Origin of the sequence: Sphingopyxis yananensis, from assembly GCF_020687785.1 — a bacterium.
Taxonomy (GTDB): Bacteria; Pseudomonadota; Alphaproteobacteria; order Sphingomonadales; family Sphingomonadaceae; genus Sphingopyxis; species Sphingopyxis yananensis.
Window position 1 is genome coordinate 189,508 of record NZ_JAJEWI010000008.1, and the last position, 20,737, is coordinate 210,244.

At 56.9% G+C, this 20,737-nt stretch carries 20 protein-coding genes; 7 read left to right on the forward strand and 13 right to left on the reverse strand.

Translation table 11 applies throughout. The features are described 5' to 3' along the window. Window positions 1-75: 75 nt before the first annotated feature. From LKO31_RS09065 to LKO31_RS09085, 5 genes are all read right to left on the reverse strand, one after another. On the reverse strand, window positions 76-1,452 hold the full coding sequence (locus LKO31_RS09065) for an L-serine ammonia-lyase (protein ID WP_227689975.1): 1,377 nt from the start codon (window positions 1,450-1,452) through the stop codon (window positions 76-78). Between the two features lie 72 nt (window positions 1,453-1,524). Then, entirely contained in the window at window positions 1,525-2,139 is a 615-nt protein-coding gene (locus LKO31_RS09070) for a superoxide dismutase (RefSeq protein WP_227689981.1), read from the reverse strand. A gap of 235 nt (window positions 2,140-2,374) precedes the next feature. Next, entirely contained in the window at window positions 2,375-3,895 is a 1,521-nt protein-coding gene (locus LKO31_RS09075; RefSeq protein WP_227689983.1) for a UdgX family uracil-DNA binding protein, read from the reverse strand. A 15-nt stretch (window positions 3,896-3,910) separates the two neighbouring features. Continuing rightward, complete coding sequence (locus tag LKO31_RS09080) at window positions 3,911-5,161, reverse strand: putative DNA modification/repair radical SAM protein (protein ID WP_227689985.1); 1,251 nt, start codon at window positions 5,159-5,161, stop codon at window positions 3,911-3,913. A 106-nt stretch (window positions 5,162-5,267) separates the two neighbouring features. Further along, the gene (locus LKO31_RS09085) at window positions 5,268-6,713 is read right to left on the reverse strand and encodes an HWE histidine kinase domain-containing protein (RefSeq protein WP_227689987.1); all 1,446 of its coding nucleotides are present in this window, start codon (window positions 6,711-6,713) and stop codon (window positions 5,268-5,270) included. Between the two features lie 368 nt (window positions 6,714-7,081). Between LKO31_RS09085 and LKO31_RS09090 the strand changes: the two genes are divergently transcribed. Beyond that, entirely contained in the window at window positions 7,082-7,873 is a 792-nt protein-coding gene (locus LKO31_RS09090) for a response regulator (RefSeq protein WP_227689989.1), read from the forward strand. Between the two features lie 58 nt (window positions 7,874-7,931). Here LKO31_RS09090 and LKO31_RS09095 read toward each other — a convergent pair whose 3' ends face one another. Next, window positions 7,932-8,525: a sigma-70 family RNA polymerase sigma factor gene (locus LKO31_RS09095; protein WP_227689990.1), complete on the reverse strand. Its 594-nt coding sequence runs from the start codon at window positions 8,523-8,525 to the stop codon at window positions 7,932-7,934. Between the two features lie 288 nt (window positions 8,526-8,813). Between LKO31_RS09095 and LKO31_RS09100 the strand changes: the two genes are divergently transcribed. The 3 genes from LKO31_RS09100 to LKO31_RS09110 all read left to right on the forward strand — a co-directional run bounded on the left by LKO31_RS09100 (window position 8,814) and on the right by LKO31_RS09110 (window position 11,130). After that, entirely contained in the window at window positions 8,814-9,080 is a 267-nt protein-coding gene (locus tag LKO31_RS09100) for a NepR family anti-sigma factor (RefSeq protein ID WP_227689992.1), read from the forward strand. 8 nt (window positions 9,081-9,088) lie between these two features. Further along, complete coding sequence (locus LKO31_RS09105) at window positions 9,089-9,733, forward strand: sigma-70 family RNA polymerase sigma factor (protein WP_227689994.1); 645 nt, start codon at window positions 9,089-9,091, stop codon at window positions 9,731-9,733. Between the two features lie 179 nt (window positions 9,734-9,912). Next, window positions 9,913-11,130 (forward strand): PQQ-dependent sugar dehydrogenase, encoded by a 1,218-nt coding sequence (locus LKO31_RS09110; RefSeq protein ID WP_227689996.1) that lies wholly within the window; start codon window positions 9,913-9,915, stop codon window positions 11,128-11,130. 76 nt (window positions 11,131-11,206) lie between these two features. On the opposite strand, the gene LKO31_RS09115 is transcribed toward LKO31_RS09110, so the two are convergent. The 5 genes from LKO31_RS09115 to LKO31_RS09135 form a co-directional block, all read right to left on the reverse strand. Beyond that, window positions 11,207-11,737, reverse strand: coding sequence for a GNAT family N-acetyltransferase (locus tag LKO31_RS09115; RefSeq protein WP_227689999.1), 531 nt, complete (start codon window positions 11,735-11,737; stop codon window positions 11,207-11,209). 221 nt (window positions 11,738-11,958) lie between these two features. Next, on the reverse strand, window positions 11,959-12,453 hold the full coding sequence (locus LKO31_RS09120) for a GNAT family N-acetyltransferase (RefSeq protein WP_227690001.1): 495 nt from the start codon (window positions 12,451-12,453) through the stop codon (window positions 11,959-11,961). After that, window positions 12,450-12,956 (reverse strand): GNAT family N-acetyltransferase, encoded by a 507-nt coding sequence (locus tag LKO31_RS09125; protein ID WP_227690004.1) that lies wholly within the window; start codon window positions 12,954-12,956, stop codon window positions 12,450-12,452. The genes LKO31_RS09120 and LKO31_RS09125 overlap by 4 nt, the downstream gene beginning before the upstream one ends. Before the next feature lie 45 nt (window positions 12,957-13,001). Beyond that, entirely contained in the window at window positions 13,002-13,430 is a 429-nt protein-coding gene (locus LKO31_RS09130) for an acyl-CoA thioesterase (protein WP_227690006.1), read from the reverse strand. Between the two features lie 62 nt (window positions 13,431-13,492). Continuing rightward, window positions 13,493-14,740 carry a threonine ammonia-lyase gene (locus tag LKO31_RS09135; protein ID WP_227690008.1) on the reverse strand — a complete coding sequence of 416 codons (1,248 nt, stop codon included), beginning with the start codon at window positions 14,738-14,740 and terminating at the stop codon, window positions 13,493-13,495. 59 nt (window positions 14,741-14,799) lie between these two features. On the opposite strand from LKO31_RS09135, the gene LKO31_RS09140 reads away from it, so the two are divergent. Genes LKO31_RS09140 through LKO31_RS09150 form a run of 3 tightly spaced genes read left to right on the forward strand, consistent with a single transcriptional unit; the run spans window position 14,800 to window position 18,622 of the window. After that, window positions 14,800-15,678, forward strand: coding sequence for an NAD(P)-dependent oxidoreductase (locus LKO31_RS09140; RefSeq protein ID WP_227690010.1), 879 nt, complete (start codon window positions 14,800-14,802; stop codon window positions 15,676-15,678). Beyond that, entirely contained in the window at window positions 15,675-17,378 is a 1,704-nt protein-coding gene (locus LKO31_RS09145; protein ID WP_227690011.1) for an amidohydrolase, read from the forward strand. The genes LKO31_RS09140 and LKO31_RS09145 overlap by 4 nt, the downstream gene beginning before the upstream one ends. Further along, window positions 17,375-18,622: an NAD(P)/FAD-dependent oxidoreductase gene (locus LKO31_RS09150; protein WP_227690013.1), complete on the forward strand. Its 1,248-nt coding sequence runs from the start codon at window positions 17,375-17,377 to the stop codon at window positions 18,620-18,622. Before LKO31_RS09145 ends, LKO31_RS09150 begins: the two co-directional genes overlap by 4 nt. Before the next feature lie 223 nt (window positions 18,623-18,845). On the opposite strand, the gene LKO31_RS09155 is transcribed toward LKO31_RS09150, so the two are convergent. Together LKO31_RS09155 and LKO31_RS09160 are read right to left on the reverse strand one after the other, a co-directional pair. Further along, complete coding sequence (locus tag LKO31_RS09155) at window positions 18,846-19,589, reverse strand: TorF family putative porin (protein WP_227690015.1); 744 nt, start codon at window positions 19,587-19,589, stop codon at window positions 18,846-18,848. Between the two features lie 238 nt (window positions 19,590-19,827). Next, window positions 19,828-20,592 (reverse strand): TorF family putative porin, encoded by a 765-nt coding sequence (locus LKO31_RS09160; protein WP_227690016.1) that lies wholly within the window; start codon window positions 20,590-20,592, stop codon window positions 19,828-19,830. Window positions 20,593-20,737 lie beyond the last annotated feature (145 nt).

The window sequence follows — 20,737 nt, forward strand, 5'->3', positions numbered from 1 at the left end:
CGTCTTCCTTGTTGAAAAAAACTCTTACCCCAGCCTCTACACACAAGCGTCACGGGATAAAATCTTTATTCACCCTCAACATTCCACCACATTGACGGCCAAACCGCCTTTGGATGTTTCTTTATATTTATCGCGCATATCGCGGCCCGTTTGCAGCATTGTCGCGATCACATTGTCCAAACTGACAAAATGTTCGCCGTCGCCAATTAAGGCGATGCGGCTGGCGTCAATCGCCTTGACCGCGCCCATCGCATTGCGTTCAATACACGGGATTTGCACCAAACCGCCGATCGGGTCACAGGTCAGGCCCAAATTATGCTCCATGCCAATTTCGGCGGCATTTTCAATCTGGGCATTGCTGCCGCCCAGCGCCGCCGTCAAACCCGCCGCCGCCATGGAACAGGCCACGCCCACTTCGCCTTGGCAGCCCACTTCTGCGCCCGAAATCGACGCATTGCGTTTATATAAGGTGCCAATCGCCGCCGCCGTCAGCAAGAAAGTGCGCACCCCCGCCGCATCACCGCGATAACAGCGGCGATAATATCGGATCACAGCCGGAATAATGCCCGCCGCGCCATTGGTCGGGGCGGTCACGACGCGGCCGCCCGCGGCATTTTCCTCATTCACCGCCATGGCCCATAGGTTGATCCAGTCCAGCATCACCATCGGATCGGCCAAGTCATTTTCTTGCCGCGCCCGAATGCCCGCCGCAATTTGCGGAGCGCGGCGTTTGACCTTTAAGCCGCCCGGCAAAATCCCCTCGGATGAACAGCCTGCCTGAATGCTCTCATCCATCGCCGCAGCAACAGCGTCAATCCCCGCCTCCACCGCATCAAGACTTTGAAAGGACAGTTCATTTTCCAGCATCATCTGCGCGATGCTCAGGCCCGACGCCTGCCCCATGGCCAGCAGGTCCTTCCCGCTGGTAAAAGCATAAGGCACGGGACGACCAGCGTCCGCCAAACTATTGCGCCCAGCCTCATCTTCATCGACGACAAAGCCGCCGCCGACCGAAAAATACATGCGCTTGGCCAAAATCTCGCCATCATCACCGCGCGCGGTAAAGCTGAGGGCATTGCTGTGAAAGGGTTGGCGCTGGCGCATTTGAAAATGCAAATCGCGTTGGGGCTGAAACAACACATCCTGCCCACCCGCCAAAGTCAGACGCCCTTCATCCTCGGCGCGCTGCCAATGGGATAGGATCGCGGACAGGCTGGTTTCCGCCGGAATTTCGCCCGCCAATCCGGCCACGGCCGCGGTATCCGCCGCATGGCCTTTGCCAGTCAGGGCCAGTGACCCATAAAGGTCAATTTCAATATGATGGGTCTGGCGCAGCCAATGCTGATCATCCAGCCACAAAGCGAAACGCCGCGCTGCCACCATCGGTCCCACCGTGTGGGAACTGGATGGGCCAACGCCAATTTTAAACAGGTCAAATAGGCTGATCGTCATGGCGGCGCTATATCCCAAGCGCCGCCGATAACCTAGGACAACAGTCCCTTATGTTTAGCAAATTTCGCTAAATTATGCAGGATAAGCCCAAACGCCATCACGGGCGTAATTTTCGGCTGCGAAATCCCAGTTCAACAGTTGGTCAACAACCGCATTCACATAGTCCGGACGCACATTCTTGCGGTCGATATAATAAGCATGTTCCCACACGTCGATCACGACCAACGGCTTTCCACCATCAACCGCTTCGGTGCCAGCGTCGTGGCTGTCGGTGACTTCCAGCTTGCCGTCCTTGGAAACCAACCAAGCCCAGCCCGATGCGAAGTGATTGACGGCTGCGTCCTTCAGCTTGGTGTTCAGCGCGTCGAGCGAACCGAAATCACGCTCAATTGCCGCCAACAGGTCGCCCTTGGGCTCGGTCTTCGAAGGCGACAGGCTTTCCCAATAAAAAGCGTGGTTCCACGATTGCGCAGCATTGTTGAACAGGCCCTTGTTGCCAGTTTCTTGCGCGTGACGAATCAGTTCTTCTACCGATTTGTCGGCCAGATCGGTGCCGTCAATGGCGGCATTGGCCTTGTCGACATAGGTTTTGTGATGCTTGCCGTGGTGCGTCGCCAGCGTTTCCGCCGAAATATGCGGGGCCAAGGCGTCCTGAGCATAAGGCAAAGGGGGATGAGCAATGGTCATGGCAGTCTCCTGTTATTGTTGAATTCCTTGTGTAACTCGGCATCTAGCGGCTCAGTTGCAAGCCCTTTGGCACGCAATTTTTCCTTATACCGCCCAAATCTGGGTAAATTCGGGCAAACTGCGCTGATAAATATCGTTATTCTGGTCAGCCATTGCCGATACAGACGGGCAAAAAAGATCGGCAGCGCTGTTTTCGTCCCGATCAGGGCGGGATCGCAAACGCCGCAAGCCATGATCACCCTACTCCCGCCGCGGCCAAATGCTGGGCCGCCCGCCGCAAATCAGCGGCGAACATCGCGCGTTCTTCCGCCGCTTTTTCTTTGTCCGGCAGGCGAAGCAAATAGGATGGGTGAATGGTTGGAAACAGCACGGCCCCATCGGATAAGGGGATGACCTGCCCGCGCAGGTCCGCCAATTTACCCTTGGGGCCCAGCACGCCGCGCAGCGCCGTCGCGCCCAATGTGATAATGAATTTCGGGCGCACCATCTGCCGTTCCAAATCCAACCACCAACGGCACTTATCAATTTCCCCCGCCGTCGGGCGTTGATGCAAACGCATTTTTCCGCGCGGCTGGAATTTGAAATGTTTAACGGCGTTGGTCATATAAATATCGCTGCGGGTCAGGCCATTTTGGGCCATCATCTCAGTCAGCAATTGCCCCGCTGGCCCCACAAAGGGTCGCCCCGCCAAATCTTCCTGATCGCCCGGTTGCTCGCCGACCATCATCAAGGCCGCATCCACCGGCCCCTCCCCCCGCACCGCCTGTGTGGCCGCACAATGCAAGGAACAGCGTCGGCATTGGTCCAAGCTGCGCCCCAATTGCTCTAAATTTTCCGGCGCATCCAGCCCATCCCCCGCCCCGCCCAATACATCGGCCAAGGCAGCTTGCGCATTTTTCTGCCATTTCTCGGTCCGCTTGTTCGGCGTTTGATGTTCGGCGGCCTGCATCATCGCTACCCGCTGCTCTGCGCCCGCCAACAAGGATGCGATATCCTGTGCCTCTGGCAGATTATGCCAATATTTCTTGGGCATCTCCGACCGCATGGCACTGATCTTGACCCGCGCCGGATTGAATATCGCGCCATAATAAGCGCGCCATTGCTGTTCCACCACATCATGGTCCGGCACATCGTCCCGCTGGCCGCCCTCCCCCATGACCAGCCGTTGCCCGTCCCAAATGGCCCGCGCATCCGGCGTGATAATGGCCCAATTCATGCCCGAAAAGCGCCGCTGGAAAAAAGGCGCACCCAACCGCAAGGTCAAATGTTCCGGTTCAAACCATGCAGCGTAATTTTCCCGCCCATCATCACCCACACCCAAATGGCGAAAGCGCACAAAGGCGTGCATTTTGTGAATATCGCGGCTGATGTTTTTGACCATCTTCCGCGCCCAATGGACATCATCGTCCGTCTTGCGGCCCAGCAAATATCGGTCTGCTTGCACCCGCCAGAACAGACGATAGAGACGCGCTGGAACATCGGCGCTGCGGTGGCAGATAATATGATCCGCCATATCGACCAACTCACGGGGCAAGGAGATGGTGGGCGCGCGCCCTTCCGCTTTCTCCTGCCTTATCGGCGCCGCCCCAAGTTGATCACCGAACAAGCTCATATCATTATCCGGCCCGCGCCAATCCACTTGGTGCGGGGGAATATGCTGCGCCAACAGGTGCCGCGCTGCCGCCCGCCACTCGGCAAAATCTCCCTTTTTATCCAAACGAACAACCGTCATCGCAGCGGGCTCAAGGTCGGTCATATCTCTGCCCTCCGCTTATAATGCCAAAGATAATTGCTCGGGCGGCGGAGCAAAGCGGGCGCGCAGATGTTCGCTGTCCGTCAAGCCGCCCGGCCGCCAATCCCCCGCAACGATAAAGGGCAGCAATTTTTTAACCGATGTCGTGACCCGCGCCAAATCCGCCAAGCGCAAACGGGTTCCGCGCCGCGCCGCCAATATTCGCTCCACTGCTCTTGTGCCAAGGCCCGGTACGCGCAACAGCAATTCCTTCGGCGCACGGTTCACATCAACGGGAAACAAGTCGCGCCGTTGCAGCGCCCATGCCAATTTGGGGTCAATCGCCAAATCCAGCATCTCGTCGGACGCCCCTTCCATAATCTCGGTCTGATCAAAGCCGTAAAAGCGCATCAACCAATCCGCCTGATAGAGTCGATGTTCGCGCATCAAGGGTGGGCGCACCAACGGCAGATCCTGACTGCTATCGGCAATCGGGCTGAAGGCGGAATAATAAACCCGCTTCAAACGATAGCCGGAATATAAATGACTGGATGTTTTCAAAATATCACCGTCCCGCGCATCATCCGCGCCGACGATCATCTGGGTTGATTGCCCAGCGGGGGCAAAGCGCGGCGGCTTGGCCTTGGTGAGCAACCGCCCTTTGCGGGCCTCCTTTGCGTCCTCTTGGCGCAAGCGCACTTCCGCCATGGTTTTGCGGATCACTTCTGGCCGTTTTTCGGGCGCGAAATTTTGCAAGCCGCGTTCGGTGGGCAATTCCACATTGGTGGACAAGCGATCGGCATAAAGGCCCGCCAACGCCAGCAATTGTGGGTCAGCCCCAGCAATGGTTTTCAAATGAATATAACCGCGAAAGCCATGATCCTCACGCAGGCTGCGCGCCACCGCGATCATTTGTTCCATCGTATAATCTTCGGACCTGATGATGCCCGACGACAAAAACAGACCCTCAATATAATTGCGCTTGTAAAAATCCAATGTGATTTGAACAACTTCAGCGGGTGAAAATCGCGCCCGTTCCACATTGCTGGACGCCCGATTGATACAAAAGCGGCAGTCGTAAATACAAAAATTGGTCAGCAAAATCTTCAGCAAAGACACACATCGGCCGTCGGGGGTATAGCTGTGACAAATGCCCATCCCTTCCGTGGACCCAATACCGCCCGATGCAAGCGAATTGCGCTTGGATGTGCCCGACGATGAGCAACTGGCGTCATATTTGGCGGCGTCGGCAAGCAATTTCAGCTTTTGTAAGATCGTCTGTTGGGCCATGAAATGACCTCAGCACAAGTCGAACAAAAAGTGAACATATTTTATAATCGGCTCATCGCATCGTCAGGCTTCTGCGCCGAAAACCATGCTGCGAGCTAGGCCATTCCTAAGCCGTTTCCCGCCAACGGGCTGGCAAATATACGTCGCAAATCAAACCGCCACTGTCCCAGCTTCGTTCAATCCGGCCACCCAGATTGTTGCGGACGCTGCGCTCCATCAGCAATGTTCCAAATCGCGTGCGCTCCGGTGGACCGATCGGATTGCCCAAACCGCTCTCCGTCCATCGCAAATGGAACATTCGCTCACCATCCGCATCATTTTCATGCCCCCAATGGACCGTCACCTCCCCGCTGTCATACATAAGGGCGCCATGCTTGACCGCATTGGTCGCCAATTCATTGATCAGCAACGCCATTGAAACCAAGGCATTTTCTGGCAAATCCAAATCAAGGCCCGACCATTTAATGCGTGGAAATCCGGCCTCTACTTCGCGCATAAGAGCATGCATCGAACCGGTCATGAAATTCGCGCTCAACAACACATTTTGGGCCCGGTTCAACGCTTCTAAACGGTGTGTAATCCGTTCATAATAATCATCAATATTTTCCGCAGACTGGCGGGTTAATGATACGATAGCGCCGACGGTCGCGAACAAATTGCGCATACGATGATGCAATTCGCGCATCAATAAAGTGGAATGTTCCTGCCGATTCTTTTGATCCGTGATATCCGCGTTGATGCCGATCAAAAAATCTTGGTTGTTCAGCACATCCCAGTCGCTTTTCGCTGCCAACCAGCGCACCCCGCGTTCTGGGTTGACCACCCGAAACTCGATCTGAAGCGGGGTTTTATGTTGGGTGGCATATAATAAAGCGGCACGCACATTTTCTTGGTCTTCGGGGTGAATACGCTGGATGACATCCGCGCTGGTCTGTAATTCCTCGACCGCGCCCGCCCCCCATATTTCCTCAACCGCGCCGCTCAGCAGCGCACGGTCGTTGACAGGGTCCAATTGCCACATCACCATTTCGGAAAAATCCACCGCCCGTTCCAAGAATAGACGGGATTCATCGCGCTGTCTGGCCATGCGATGCAAATTGGCTTCGTTGATGATAATGGCGGCGAAATCTTTCAGCCGGTCAACCTCGCGTTCCGTCAACGGAGCCCGCGGTTCAGCGCTGAGGATGCACAAGGTGCCAAGAATGATACCCTCGCTGGTGCGCAGCGGAACACCCGCATAGAAACGAACCGCCTGTGGATCATCGCCAGCCAAACTCGCGAATCGGGGGTCCTGTCGAATGTCCGGCACGACCAAGGCGCTATCGCTCTCGACAATATGGTTGCAAATCGCCGCTTCCCGCGCGGCGACGGGCGATGCTAGGCCGGTTTCATCGTGAAACCATTGATATTCTGCATCGATCAAAGAGATAAAGGCTTTGGGAACGTCAAATATTTCAGCGACCAATCTGGTAATCCGCCCATAGCTGGGTTCGGACGATGGGGACAAAAAGCCATAGTCGCGCAAGGCCTCAGCTCGCGCGGCACTTTTCACCTCAACCTGTCCAAAATGGCCGAACACCAATTCTCCAACCTTCCGTCGCAACCTGCCGCTAAACTTTGCCTATGCGCCGAATTGCGCGAAACATGATGGTCATTTTGATGTCATATTAAGCAGCAAATCCTATCATTCCACTTCAAATATTTTGCATTTCTATATTCGCTATATTCATCAACTGCGGTGGCCCTTTTATAAGGACCAAACTCCAAGCTGCTCCCTTGGTGATCCCACATGTGCCGCGCCGCCGTTCCTCTAACGCTTCAAACGGCGCGATGTTTCCGCAAAACAAATGTTTTTTTACATGGCGCGAATGCGGAACAAAAAATCGCGTTTAATCGTTGCTACAAGGACGGGAGGGTCAGATGTCTTTGAGCGAACAAATCCGACAATATTTGCCGTTGCTGCGGCGCTATGCGCGGGCGCTGACCGGCAGCCAAAGCCATGGCGACGCCATTGTGCGTATGACCCTTGAAGCCATTGTGGCGGCCCCCAACGAATTTTCCAGCCATTATGGAACGCGGGTCAGCCTCTATCGCTATTTCCATCGCATTTGGAGCAGCGCCAATTTGCCCGATATCGATCTGGATATGGAAGAAGACCCCTATGTGCGCGATGCGCATCGCCGCTTATCCATCGCAACATCATCCGGACGGCAGGTTTTGCTGTTGAATGCGCTGGAAGGTTTTACCTTAAGCGAAACGGCGATGATCATGGACTGCGCGCGTGATGATGTCGAAATGTGGCTGCGCGAAACTATTGCCGAGGTGGATCGGGAATCCCGCACATCGGTGTTGATCATCGAAGACGAACCATTAATTGCCATGGAATTGGAACGCATCGTGACCAGCTTGGGCCATCATGTGTCTGGTATCGCAACCACATTGAGCGATGCTGTCACCGCCTTTGCCCGGTCCGATGCCTCTTTGGTCTTGGCTGATATACAATTGGCCGATGGGTCCTCGGGTATTGACGCGGTTCAGGAAATTTTGGCGATCGCGCCGGTTCCGATTGTCTTTATCACGGCATATCCCGAACAATTGCTGACGGGCAGCCGCACAGAGCCGTCTTTTCTGATCGCCAAACCTTTTCATGAAAATAGCGTTCGGGCCGCCATCAGCCAAAGCCTATATTTCGACACATTGCTGGCAGCTTGAGCTAGGCCTGCGCAAACATAAGCCAGCCCGAAACCCCATTCATGGGATGTAATGCAGGTTATTTGCGCGCCATTTGCGCGCCGCCGGTCAATTCGTTCACACTGTCCATAATGGCACCAAAGGCTTCGCTTGACGCCAGTTGGTCTTCGCTACGTAGCGGCATTGCGCCGCCTTCCAAAATCGCCTGCAATGCTGTCCGCGCCCGCGACACGCGGCTTTTCATCGTTCCCACGGCGCAATCGCAAATCTCTGCGGCTTCCTCATAGGATAATTGCCCCGCGCCAATCAGCACCAACGCCTCGCGCTGGTCGATGGGCAGCATCAGCAAGGCCCGCTGCACATCGCCCAAATGCAAGCTATCATCCTGATCATCCGGTGCGACCAACAACCGTTCGGCGGCTTGCTCGTCATATTCGCCCGTGAATTTCCGGCGCCGAACCTGTGATAAAAAGCAATTGCGCAAAATCACAAAGGCCCAGCTTTTCATGGTCGCGGGCCCGGGAATATAGGTTTCACGGGCATTCCATGCTTTCAACATGGTTTCTTGCACCAAATCGTCAGCCATGTCGGGATTACCGCATAGGCTTCGCCCAAAAGCGCGCAAATGTGGCAGCATCGCCGCCAATTGGCGTTTGAATTCTTGGCTATCCATTGGCTGGCCCGTTACGTTGCTGATAAAATACCCTTTGCAGATTTCCGATCAACCTACCGTAGAAGTAACGCGGCCCATCGAAACTGCAAGCGATAAGCCAAATTAACCGGAACAGCGGTTGGCCATCAGCATGCCTGCCCATGCGCCACCATGCGCCTGCGGCGATTTAACAATTTATTCCCAACATGATCCATCTGCTGTGCAACTGGTCGCAACAGCTACTGCGGCAGGGAACCACCGCCCTCGCTTGTCGTTGAAGAAGGCATGACTATGTGCGGCGACAGCGAAATGAAGATGAAATCCCTGCAAGACCAAATCCACAACGGCATGATCCAAAATCAGCCCAACCGCGCGCTTTCGCCGCGTCGGTCGGCCAATTTTGGCGAAATTAATCCGTCGTCGCAAATGGGGGACCATTGGCATCGCAGCCTGACGGGGCGGCAATCCCCCGAACCCGTCAGCGAAAAACTCAAGCTGATCTATGGCCGCGTGATTTCTGAAAAGCTGCCGCAAGACATGCTGGACTTATTGTCCGAACTCGAAACGAAAAGTTAAGAAAACTAATGCCAAATGACACAGCCGAACAAACGGGCGATCCTGAAAACACCCAATTGTCGGATGATGAATTCCGGCATTTGCTGGGCAGCGTCATTCCGCATCTGCGCGCTTATGGCCGCAGCTTGTCGGGAAATCCTGATTTGGCGGATGATCTGACACAAGACACGATGGTGAAAGCATGGGCATCTCGTGATCGCTTCGAACGCGGCACCTCGATCAAGGCATGGACCTTTGTCATTTTACGCAACACATTCCTGTCCCAAATGCGGCGTAACAAGTTTCGCGGCGAATATGATGAAGCATCGGTGGAGCGCACCTTATCATCGCCCGCTTCCCAAGAAGGGACCAGCGAAATGGCCGATTTGCAGCGCGCCCTGATGGAATTGCCACAGGACCAGCGCGAGGCGCTGATTCTCGTTGGCGCAGGGGGCATGTCCTATGATGACGCCGCGATTATCTGCAATTGCGCGTTGGGCACCATGAAAAGCCGTGTATCACGAGCGCGCACGGCGTTGGAGCAAATCATGGAACGGGGCGAGTTTAAACAAACCCGCGCCGAGTCCATTCCCGCGACCGAGGCGCTGGACGCCATTATGGACAGCGTAGAAACCATCACCGCGCGGCGCGAAGCGGATAATCTGCCCCGTTAACCCATTGACCCAGCGGGAACGCACTGTCCCAGCATTAACGTATGGCTTGGCGCCATCATGCGGTCACTTCTGTCAATCCTGATCTGTGCCTTGTTCTGGGCAGGGGTCGACAGAATGTGACCAAACAGACAAAGTCATGCGCCAAATCGCCCTCAATTCCGATGTTGAAAAGGCCCTGTATGACCCCGGCTCAAACCCTGCGCGCCCTTGCCCCCATCCTTTCCCTTGCCATGCTATTTTCGGCCTGTTCCGCCGCGCCTGTCCAAGCCGGCCCGAGCCCGTGGGACCATAAAGGCGAACATCCCGCCGCGCCGCTGGCCGATGCGCCCTTCACCTTAACCGAAATAGCATCGCTGAATGAACCATGGGCGATGGTCTTTCTGCCCGCTACGCCTTATGCGCTGATCACCGAAAAAAGCGGCCAATTGAAATTGTGGCAAGATGGTGGCCCCGTTCAGACGGTCCAAGGCGTTCCAGCCGTCAAATATGCGGGCCAAGGCGGTTTGGGCGATGTCATTTTGGCACCCGATTTCGCCGCCACCGGCACCATTTACCTTAGCTGGGCGGAAGCAGGCGACAATGAATCCGGCGGGGCTGATGTCGCAGGGGCCGTCGTAGCCAAGGCCAAATTGGTGCTGGGCGACAGGCCCGCCCTTGAAAATCTGGACATCATCTGGCGGCAAACACCCAAGGTCAGCGGCGGCGGCCATTTCAGCCATCGTTTGGCCTTTTCCCCCGACGGGAAATATTTGTTCATCGGTTCGGGTGATCGCCAGAAAATGGAACCTGCCCAAGATTTGAACAGCCAGTTGGGAAAAATCCTGCGCCTATACCCCGATGGGTCGGTGCCCGCCGACAATCCTTATACGGACCAAGGCGATGTCTCTGCGCTCATCTGGTCGCTGGGCCACCGCAATATTTTGGGCCTGACCTTTGACGCCAATGGCCAGCTATGGAACCAAGAAATGGGCCCAAAGCATGGGGATGAGGTGAATTTGGTTACCCCCCGCGCCAATCATGGCTGGCCGATTGTGTCCAACGGCGATCATTATGATGGCCCCAACATCCCCGACCATGCCACCCGCCCCGACTTTGCCGCGCCGAAACTCTGGTGGAACCCCGCTGTGTCGCCTGGTGGCTTGGCCTATTATGGCGGCAATCTCTATCCGAACTGGCACGGCAGCCTGTTGATGGGGGCCTTATCCGGTCAGGGGCTCGTCCGCATGGCGATCAACGGCGACCAACTCAGCAAGGCCGACCGTTGGGATTTGGGTATGCGCATCCGCGAGGTTGAAGTGCGCGATGATGGCAGCGTCTGGTTACTGAGCGACGGCAAAGACGGCAAATTGTGGAAATTGACGCCCAAAAATACAGCCCCATCGCCGGCCAAATCTTAAACCTTAAACCGAAAGCAAAAGCCTATCTGCCGCCGCGCCCCTTGCCATTTAGTGGTGATGGGGCGCGGTCATGGCATCAGCATACATCAATACGCTGACTTGCATTGGCGGACCACATCAACAAACGGCGTCCCGCACGGCGGCCATCCAAGCCCATGGGCGCAAAACCAATGCGTCGAAGCAAGGCCCATGACCGTGTGTTGGCGGGCGCACATTCGGCCACCACCGCACATCCGGCGGCGGCCCCGACCAAATGGCGCACCACCGCTGACACACTGCGTCCGGCAAGGCCGCGTCCCCGCGCTTTTTGTGCAAACCAATATCCGGTTTCAAAGGCTGGCCCATCCCCGCCATCTTGAACATGCACGCCAATCACGCCAACCAAAGCCCCATCGCTGGTGCACCGCACGGCATGAAATATATGCTGGTCATTCATATCGGCGATCAACCGCTGAGCATCGGCCAGGTCAAATGTCTCGGGCAAGAAATCGACACGCTGGGTCACCGACGCATCCGTAATCTGGGCCAATTCAGCCGCATCGGCCATAGTCATACGCCGAATATGCGCGTCTGGCGTGGTCAGGGAAATTACAGGCACTTTCATCATCGCATCTTTCAATAAAGGCCGCGCATGACAGAAAAGTGATGATGGGTTTATATATATCCGATCGCCTTCCAGTCATGGCGGCGATGGGCATAAATACTGGCCAAGCCGCTCCTATCTAAAGGAGCGCCAATATAATGTAGACCCCGAAATGGTCTGGACAGGCAAAGCTTGCTTGGTCATCGAAGCGGCCATTACCATAGCATGTGCTTATGGGCAATGGGTCACAGCGTTTGATACAGCAGCAAGGCGTCCACAGGGCCATGGCTGGGATGGTCAAAGGCCGCAGGCATCCGGCCCATAATCTCGAAACCCATCCCCTGCCACAGGGCGATAGCGCGTTCGTTGGTGCTGATCACAAAGTTAAATTGCATGGCGCGAAATCCGCGTGTGCGCGCATGGTCCAGCGAATGGGCGCACATTTGCCGCGCCACGCCTTTGCCCGTGGCATGGGCCGCCGTCATATATCCGCAATTGCAAACATGGCGTCCGCCGCCCCCTTGATTGGCCCGAATATAATAGGTCCCCAAAATAGCCCCATCATATTCGGCGACAAAGGTTTCGCGGTCATCGCCCATCCAATAGGCCAAGGCGGCATCGTGGCCCATGTCCCGGTCCAGCGCATAGGTTTCGCCGGCCGAAATGGTCGGACCAATGATGGACCAAATCGCTGCCGCATCATCGCCGCGGGCAGGACGAATGGTTAAAGCCTGTGTCACATATCCCCCAAAATATATTCCATCACCATGGTGCCTTCGCCATATGGCGCATCATCCCCCACGCGGTGAAACGCTTTTTGCGCCCAATAACGGTCTGCGCCGTCCACCGCCGTCAACCAAATGCGGGAAAAACCGCCGCGCCGTGCCAAATCCATCAAATGGCGCAATGCCGCCCCGCCTGCTCCGCTGCCGCGCGCATCAGCCAAAATCGCCACATCATGCAAATAAAGCGCGTCGCTGTCTGGCATTTGGTCCACCAAAGCGCCCAAAGCGGGCGGTTCGCACTCCATCGGCCAAGGATGCGCGATCATATAACCCAGCGCGCGCGGGCCATCATCGCCCGCTTGTTCCAAGATCATGCACCCATCGGGATATTGCGCCTGCCGATTGGCGAACACAGCTTTGGGTTCGGGGAAATTCACATGGACCACCGCCGCAATCGCATCGACACTATCCACATCATCTGGGCGCATCGCCCGCCATTGCATGGGATTTTCCGTCATATCATATTGTCTTTCGGTAACCGTTCTCGCCGCACCACAACGCTTTCAGGCGGACGGATTGGATGGAATATCGCCCATAAAGGGCTGTGCAAATGGTGCCAAAATCGCCTCCGTCACCCGCAAGGGACGGCCGCTATTTTTGTCCAGCAAGGCCCAACTGGTTTTGGCGCGCACATGAATACGGCCATCGGCATCGACAAATTCGACAAAGCGGTCCGACTTTGCGCCGCTGGGTGTCAGAGACACCCACGTCCGGCCCGTCACCGATGCATCGGGTCCCAAGGCGCGCAAATAATCAATTTCATGCCGCACCACGACCCAAATATGCGCGGCCTTATGCGCATTGGGGGCCACGGCATCCCAATGGTCGGTCGATATTTTCTGAATCCACTGAACCCAAACGGCATTGTTCACATGACCCAATTCGTCAATGCTGTCCGGCACCGCGACAAATTTCTGCGTAAAGACCGTCATCTTTGCGCTTCCTTTCATCCCCCCCAAAAAACACCCCGAGAGCAGTGTTGTCGCCTCAAAGGTCAGGCCAGTTCCACCGCCGTGACCATATAGCCATTGTCCCGCAGCGACTGCACCAGCGCATCCAAATGTTCACGGTCGCGCGCTTCGCATTCAATGTCTGTGATCAGCCCCTTGGCGGGCAAGGTGGTGAAAATGCGCTGATGGTAAATTTCGATGATATTCACCTGATGCGCGTTAAACACTTCCATCACTTTGAACAAAGCGCCGGGGCGGTCCTGCAAACGAATACGCAGGCGCGCAATGCGGCCTGACCGCGCCAAATCGCGCAGCAACACATTGGCCAGCAAACGGGTGTCAATATTGCCGCCCGTCAGAACCAAACCAATTTTGCGGCCCGAAAATTGTTCCGGATGGGCTAGCAAAGCTGCCAAACCCGCAGCACCTGCCCCTTCGACCACCGTTTTTTCAATTTGCAGCAACAGGCTGACGGCGCGTTCCAAATGGCGTTCGGCGACCAGAACAATATCATCCTGCAAATCACGCACCAGTCGGCGGGTATATTCGCCCGGCTGCTTCACCGCGATCCCTTCGGCCAATGTATCGCCCTCGCACGCCATATCGACGCCGTTCAATTCGGCATACATGCTGGGGTATAATTCCGCTTGCACACCCACCAAGCGAATGTCGTTTTTCACGCCGCGCGCCGCTGTGCCCATACCGCTCAACAAGCCGCCGCCGCCAATTGGAACGATCAGCGTGTCGATTTCCGGCACATCTTCCAACATTTCCAAGGCCACCGTGCCCTGCCCCGCCGCCACATGCGGATGGTCAAAGGGGTGGACAAATACCAAATTGCGCTTTTCGGCCAATTCCAGCGCATGGGCCTGTGCATCGTCGAATTTTTCGCCAAACAACACAATTTGCGCGCCATGTCCGGCGGTTTGCGTAACCTTCACCTGCGGCGTGGTTTTCGGCATGACGATGGTGACAGGCACACCCAAACGCTTGCCATGATAGGCCAAGCCCTGTGCATGATTGCCCGCCGACGCCGCAATCACGCCGCGCTTTTTGGCATCATCGTCCAGCAACAACAGCGCGTTCAGCGCGCCCCGTTCTTTATAAGCCGCCGTAAATTGATGATTTTCAAACTTAATCCAAACATCCGCGCCCACCAATTGCGATAGGGTCTTGCTGTGCAAGGTCGGCGTGCGCACCACCGCGCCCTGAATTCGCTCAGCAGCAGCCTGAACGTCGGTCAAGGTGATGGCCGGCAATGCGGCCGCGGGCGTATTTTGTTGATCTGTCATATGAACAAGCGCCCTAGCCTATCTGGCGTCATGTGAAAACAATGCTTATGATTTAATCTATGCGTGATCATCCTTACCACATTAGCTTCATCGGAATGGGCGTCATGGGCGCCCCGATGGCCCGTCATTTGGCCCAAGCTGGGCACAAATTGTTCGTCTATAACCGCTCCCCCGAAAAGGCCGCCGCATGGGTCGCCGGCCATGGCGGGCGGCAGATTTTTAGTCCCGCCGAGGCAGGCGACGGCGCGGATGTCGTGATTAGCTGTGTTGGCAATGACGATGATCTGGCCGCCGTCACCATTGGTCCCGACGGGGCCTTTCACCATATGAAATCTGGCGCTTTGTTCATTGACCACACCACGGTTTCCGCCAAAATCGCACGGCAATTGGCACTGGACGCGGCCCAGCGCGGCATATTGGCACTGGACGCCCCCGTATCAGGCGGGCAAGCGGGCGCGGAAAATGGCGCCTTGTCGATCATGTGCGGCGGCGATGTTGCGGCCTTTCAGGCGGCGGAACCCATCATGCAGGCCTATGCCGCGCGCATGGTGCATATTGGCGAAGCGGGTGCGGGCCAGACCGCCAAAATGGTCAACCAAATTGCCATTGCCGGCGTGTTACAAGGCCTGTCCGAAGCCGTAAAATTTGCCGAAGCCGCCAATCTTGACAGCGGTAAAGTGTTTGATGCTGTCTCCGGCGGCGCAGCGTCCAGTTGGCAAATGCTCAATCGCTGGCACAGCATGGCCGAAGGGCGCTTTGATTTCGGCTTTGCCATTGACTGGATGCGCAAAGATTTGGGGCTGGCACTGGACGAGGCACGCAACAATGGGGCCAGTTTGCCCGTTACCGCCTTGGTGGACCAATTTTATGCAGAGGCGCAGGCGATGGGACACGGCCGTTCCGACACCTCTGCCCTGATCGAAAGGCTGGGTCGATGAGCTTTTCACGTCGCGGGCAGAACCGCTCTGCCCTCGGCTGGACGGGGATGGTGGCTGCACTATCCGTGACCATCGCCCCCGCCGCCCGTGCCGACACATTGATTGACAATGTGAACGGCATCACGCTGGACGATCATGGCAAAATGCTCCGTTTTACCGGTCTGCTGATCGGCAAGGACGGTCATGTCAAACAAGTGCTGGAACGCGGCGACAAGCGTCCCGAACGCCCTGATTACCGCGAAGATGGCAAGGGCCGCACGATGATCCCCGGCCTTATTGACAGCCATGGCCATATGATGGGGCTGGGCTTTCAACTCATGCTGCTGGACCTTAGCGAGACAAAATCCTTGGCCGAGGCACAGGCCGCCATCCGCGCCTATGCCGCCGAAAATCCGGAAATGCCGTGGATTGTCGGCCGCGGCTGGAATCAAGAAAAATGGGGTTTGGGCCGTTTTCCCACAGCCAATGATTTGGACGCCGCGGTGCCCGACCGCCCCGTCTGGTTGGCGCGGGTGGACGGTCATGCGGGCTGGGCCAACAGCGCCGCCATGCGCGCCGCAGGGGTGACAGCAACCAGCCAGTCGCCCGCTGGCGGACGTATAGAAATGGCCGGTGGCCAGCCCAGCGGTGTGTTTGTCGACAGCGCCATGGCGCTGGTTGAACGGGCCAAACCCCGCCCGCTAGCCCGCGACTTGGACCGCGCCTTTTTGCTGGCCCAGCGCCATTTGCTGGCGCAAGGCATCACCACCTTAACCGATATGGGAACCACCATCGAAGAATGGCAGGCCTATCGCCGCGCTGGGGACCGTGGGCAACTGGCAATGCGGATCATCAGCTATGCCGGCGACGTCGACAATATGGCGATCATCGGCGGCCCCGGCCCCACGCCATGGCTTTATGATGACCGTCTGCGGATGGTCGGCGTCAAATTGATGCTGGACGGGGCCTTGGGGTCACGCGGTGCATGGATGAAGCAAGCCTATTCCGACTTGCCCGCCAATGCGGCGAATAACAAAGGCTTGGCACTACTCAGCCCCGCGCAACTCCGCAACAAAATGGTCCGCGCATCCATGGACAAATTCCAAGTGGCGATTCACGCCATTGGCGATGCCGCGAACAGCGAAGCGATGGGCGCGATTGCCGATTTGAATGGCGATTTGCCCGGTGAACGCCGCTGGCGCATTGAACATGCACAGGTCATCGACCCCAGCGAAATCGCGCGCTTTGGCCAATTGAACATTATCGCGTCGATGCAGCCCATCCACCAACCCAGCGACCGCCAAATGGCCGACCTGCGCCTTGGGCCAGTGCGCGTGGCGGGGGCCTATGCATGGAACAGCTTGAAACAAGCGGGCGCGCGCTTGGCCTTTGGGTCGGACACGCCGGTCGAAAGCCCCAATCCCTTCGCGGGCCTAGCCGCCGCCATGTCGCGCACCGACGCCGATGGTCAGCCCTTTGGCGGCTGGCAACCCCAAGAAGTGGTGGACCGCGAAACGGCGCTGGACGGCTTCACCCGCAGCGCCGCTTATGCTGCATTTGCCGAAGATCGGCTGGGCAGCTTGACGGTCGGCAAGCGCGCCGATTTTCTGCTGATCGACATCGACCCCTTCATGGCCAATCCATCGGACATTTATTCGATCAAGCCGTTGGAAACATGGGTCAATGGCGCACGCCTGTATAAACAGGGGGATGGCCGTTGACCCTTGACCGCCGCCAATGGATGACCGGCCTCAGCGCGCTGGGCATCACCGCCGCCGCCCATGCGGCATCCCCCCTTTGGGCCGCAACCAGCAGCAAAAAACGCGAATCGCGCAAGCGCAGGGACGCCAAATCCCCCGATACCCATGTCGATGTGGCGATTATTGGTGCCGGTGCCTTGGGTGCGTGGACGGCGTGGCATTTGGTGCGGCGCGGGCAGAATGTGCGGATATTTGATGCTTATGGCGCGGGCAATGGCCGTGCCGCATCCAATTTGCAGACCATGTTCTTGGACCCGACACAAGGCGGCGACGCGCTTTATGCCAGCATGGCCCAACGCGCCTTGGATGGGTGGCAAAATCTGTCCAACAGCGCCAGCCTGCCGATTGTGACGCCCTGCAGCGTGCTGACCGGCCTTGGGGCCAGCGAAGCCGCCACCATCGCAGCCGCAGCCAATTCGTCCGCCCAGTCGGCGGACATGCTGCGCCGTTCCTATCCGCAAATGCTGTGGCAGGACGGCGAATATGCCATTGCCAACAGCGGCGGCGGGATGATTGCGGGACGCCGTGCGATATTGGAAACCTTGGCCGACGCGCGGCTGAGCGTGGAAGACATTGTGATGCCTGCCCCGCTGCAGGACAAGCGCCAGCAGCGCTATACTTTGCCGGATGGCGGCACCGCTACGCATTTACTCTATGCTTGCGGCGCTTGGTTGACCGAGGTTTTCCCCCAACTCATCACCCCCGCCAAATTATCCGCCGTGCGGCATCAGCTCTTTCATTTCGGTGCGGGCCAAGGCGATGTGCAATATCGCATGCCCGCCATGCCCGCCGTGGTTGACCGGCATTTCGGCTTTACCGCATTGCCCGACCTCGAAGGTCGCGGGGTCAGGGTGTGGAGCCACCGCCCGGATGCCAGCATCGACCCCGACAGTTTCGACCGCCGCAGCGACGACCGCGCTTTGGCCGCCTGTCGCCAATGGCTGGCGGCGCGCCTGCCACGGCTGGCCAATGCTCCGGTCGTCAACAGCCAAGCCGCCCATGATTGCCGCACCAACAGCGGGGATTTGTTGATGGATCGCTTCCCCAATCACAATCGCGTCTGGATGCTGAGTGGGGGTGCGGGGCGCGCATTTGGTCTGGCCCCCGCCATTGGCGAACGCATGGCCGATCATATTTTGGACGCCAACCGCGCGGTGGAACCGCGCTGGTCCCTGCCCAGCCTGACGGGCAGCATCATCAGCTAGGGTCAGGACCTATGTATTTCGCGATCGAGGTTTGAGGCGATATGCCGCAGGGCGAGGAGGAAAGACGAAGGAATATGATAATATTTCAAGGATTTTCGACGAAGCCATGGGGCCTATCGGTCAAATCCCTACGGGACGCCGAAATACATAGGTCCGGACCCTAGGGTCAATTGGGCAGGCCGTAACCAGACCTGCCCCCCCGACTTGTCGGTTACTTCCCCCGTTAAAATGACGCACCCAAGGAAAAAAGCACGGCGCCATCCGCGCCAACGCCTTCCTTAAACCCAAAGGCTCGCGGCGCATCGGTGTTCACATAAGAAACGCCCAAGGTCAGCATTTTATAGCTGAAATCGACCCCAACGGAATAATCCAAAACATCGCCGTCCAAGCCGCCCAAGGCGCTGTCGCTCTTGGAATAGCCAACATGGCCTTTCAGCGTCAGCGGCGTGTTGGTGATGCCCACACCCACATCGCTATAGACATAAACCGCGCTATAATCGCCCAGTGCCGTCTGGCCGCTGGGAGCCCATGCCACACCAGCCTTTACCGACGCAGGGCCAACATCCCCCGACAAAGAGAAATAGGGTTCCAGAATATTGGTGCCCGAACCACCACCAGGATAGAAATAGCTGGTCAGGCCAATATCAGCGGTCAAGCCCGACGTCACTTCGCGGGCATAGCCAGCAAAGACGTCAATTTCGGTGCCATTGGCAAATCCAATGCTGCTGCCCCATGTACCGATATATAATCCGCTGTCGTGGCTGACCGTCAAGCCACCCTGAATTGCGGCCTTTTCATTGCTTTGTGAAAATCCGCGAAAGCGGTAATCGCTGACCACCGTGGCGCTGCCCGAAATGGTGATGCCGTCACTATCGTCAGCCCCTGCACCATCTTGGGCCAAGGCGGCGACCGGAAAAGCGGCGACGGCCGCGAAAACAGCCAAGGCTGCATGTGCAATTTTTTTCATGGATGATCCTTTTAATCAAAAAGTGGATCGTCCCTGCCTGCTGCAAACCGGCCAGCCTCTTGTTGGGCTGAATCCTTGCCTGCCCGTTCATCTTGTCCAAAATTATTGCAGCGCACAATTTAAAAAAGTGCGGTTCCGAATTTGGAACATTGCGCTGCGATAAATATACAACAATGCGGTGCTGCTGGCGATGCTGCAAACCCATCAGCCGCAGCATCGCTATACTGGCCTTGTACGGTCAGAAAAATAATCCAAGCGACAAGATGATCTGCCCATCATAATATTTGTCCAGCGCCTTCACGCCCGTAGTGCGGACATTGGTGTCCACATAGCTCAGCCCTGCGGTGACTGGCCCAATATTGGCCGATGCCCCCAACGACCAATCCCAAACATGATCCTTGGGACCAAAACGGGCCAAGGCGCCGTCCGTATAGCCCGTCTGTGCCTTGATGGTCACGGGCGTATTGGGGATGCCCGCCGACACAGCAAAGGACGCATAAAGATTGTCGGATCCCAACGCCGACTGGTTCCACGCATAATCCAGCGATGCCTTGGCCTCGACCGGCCCAATCAAATAGCCGATCTGGCTGTTCAATTCGGCATAATCGCTATTGCCCATCGCCTGTTTTCCATCGGGATATAGATAATAGGTCAGGCCGACATCCAAGGTCGTTCCCGATGCAATTTCGCGGGCATAGCCGCCATATAATTGCGTTTCCAAGCCCCCCAGAATCGCCGTATCTTTGATGTTACTGGCCCAAGCCCCCGCATAGATGCCGCTATAATGTTGGACAGTGATTTGGGGCTGAAAGGCGATATCGCCGCCGGTTTGCGACAATCCACGATAGCGATAATCGCTGACCAGCACGGCCCCGCCCGTCACGCTGATATCGCCAGGGGCATCCGTCTGTGCGGACGCCGACGGCGCAGCAGACAGACCCACCGCCATGGCCAGCAGCAATTTCGCTGCCACTGGGAGTGATATATTTTTGCCCGCCATCATGCCTTCACCTCATTCTTGCACCACTTTTATCGCGTCATATGGCGGTTGCGGCACTAGGGATAATTTGGGCGTTTCTTAACCCGCAAATTCGACATATTCCACCCTATCCGCGTCAACTAACGTCCACGCCCTTTGCCATTTCATG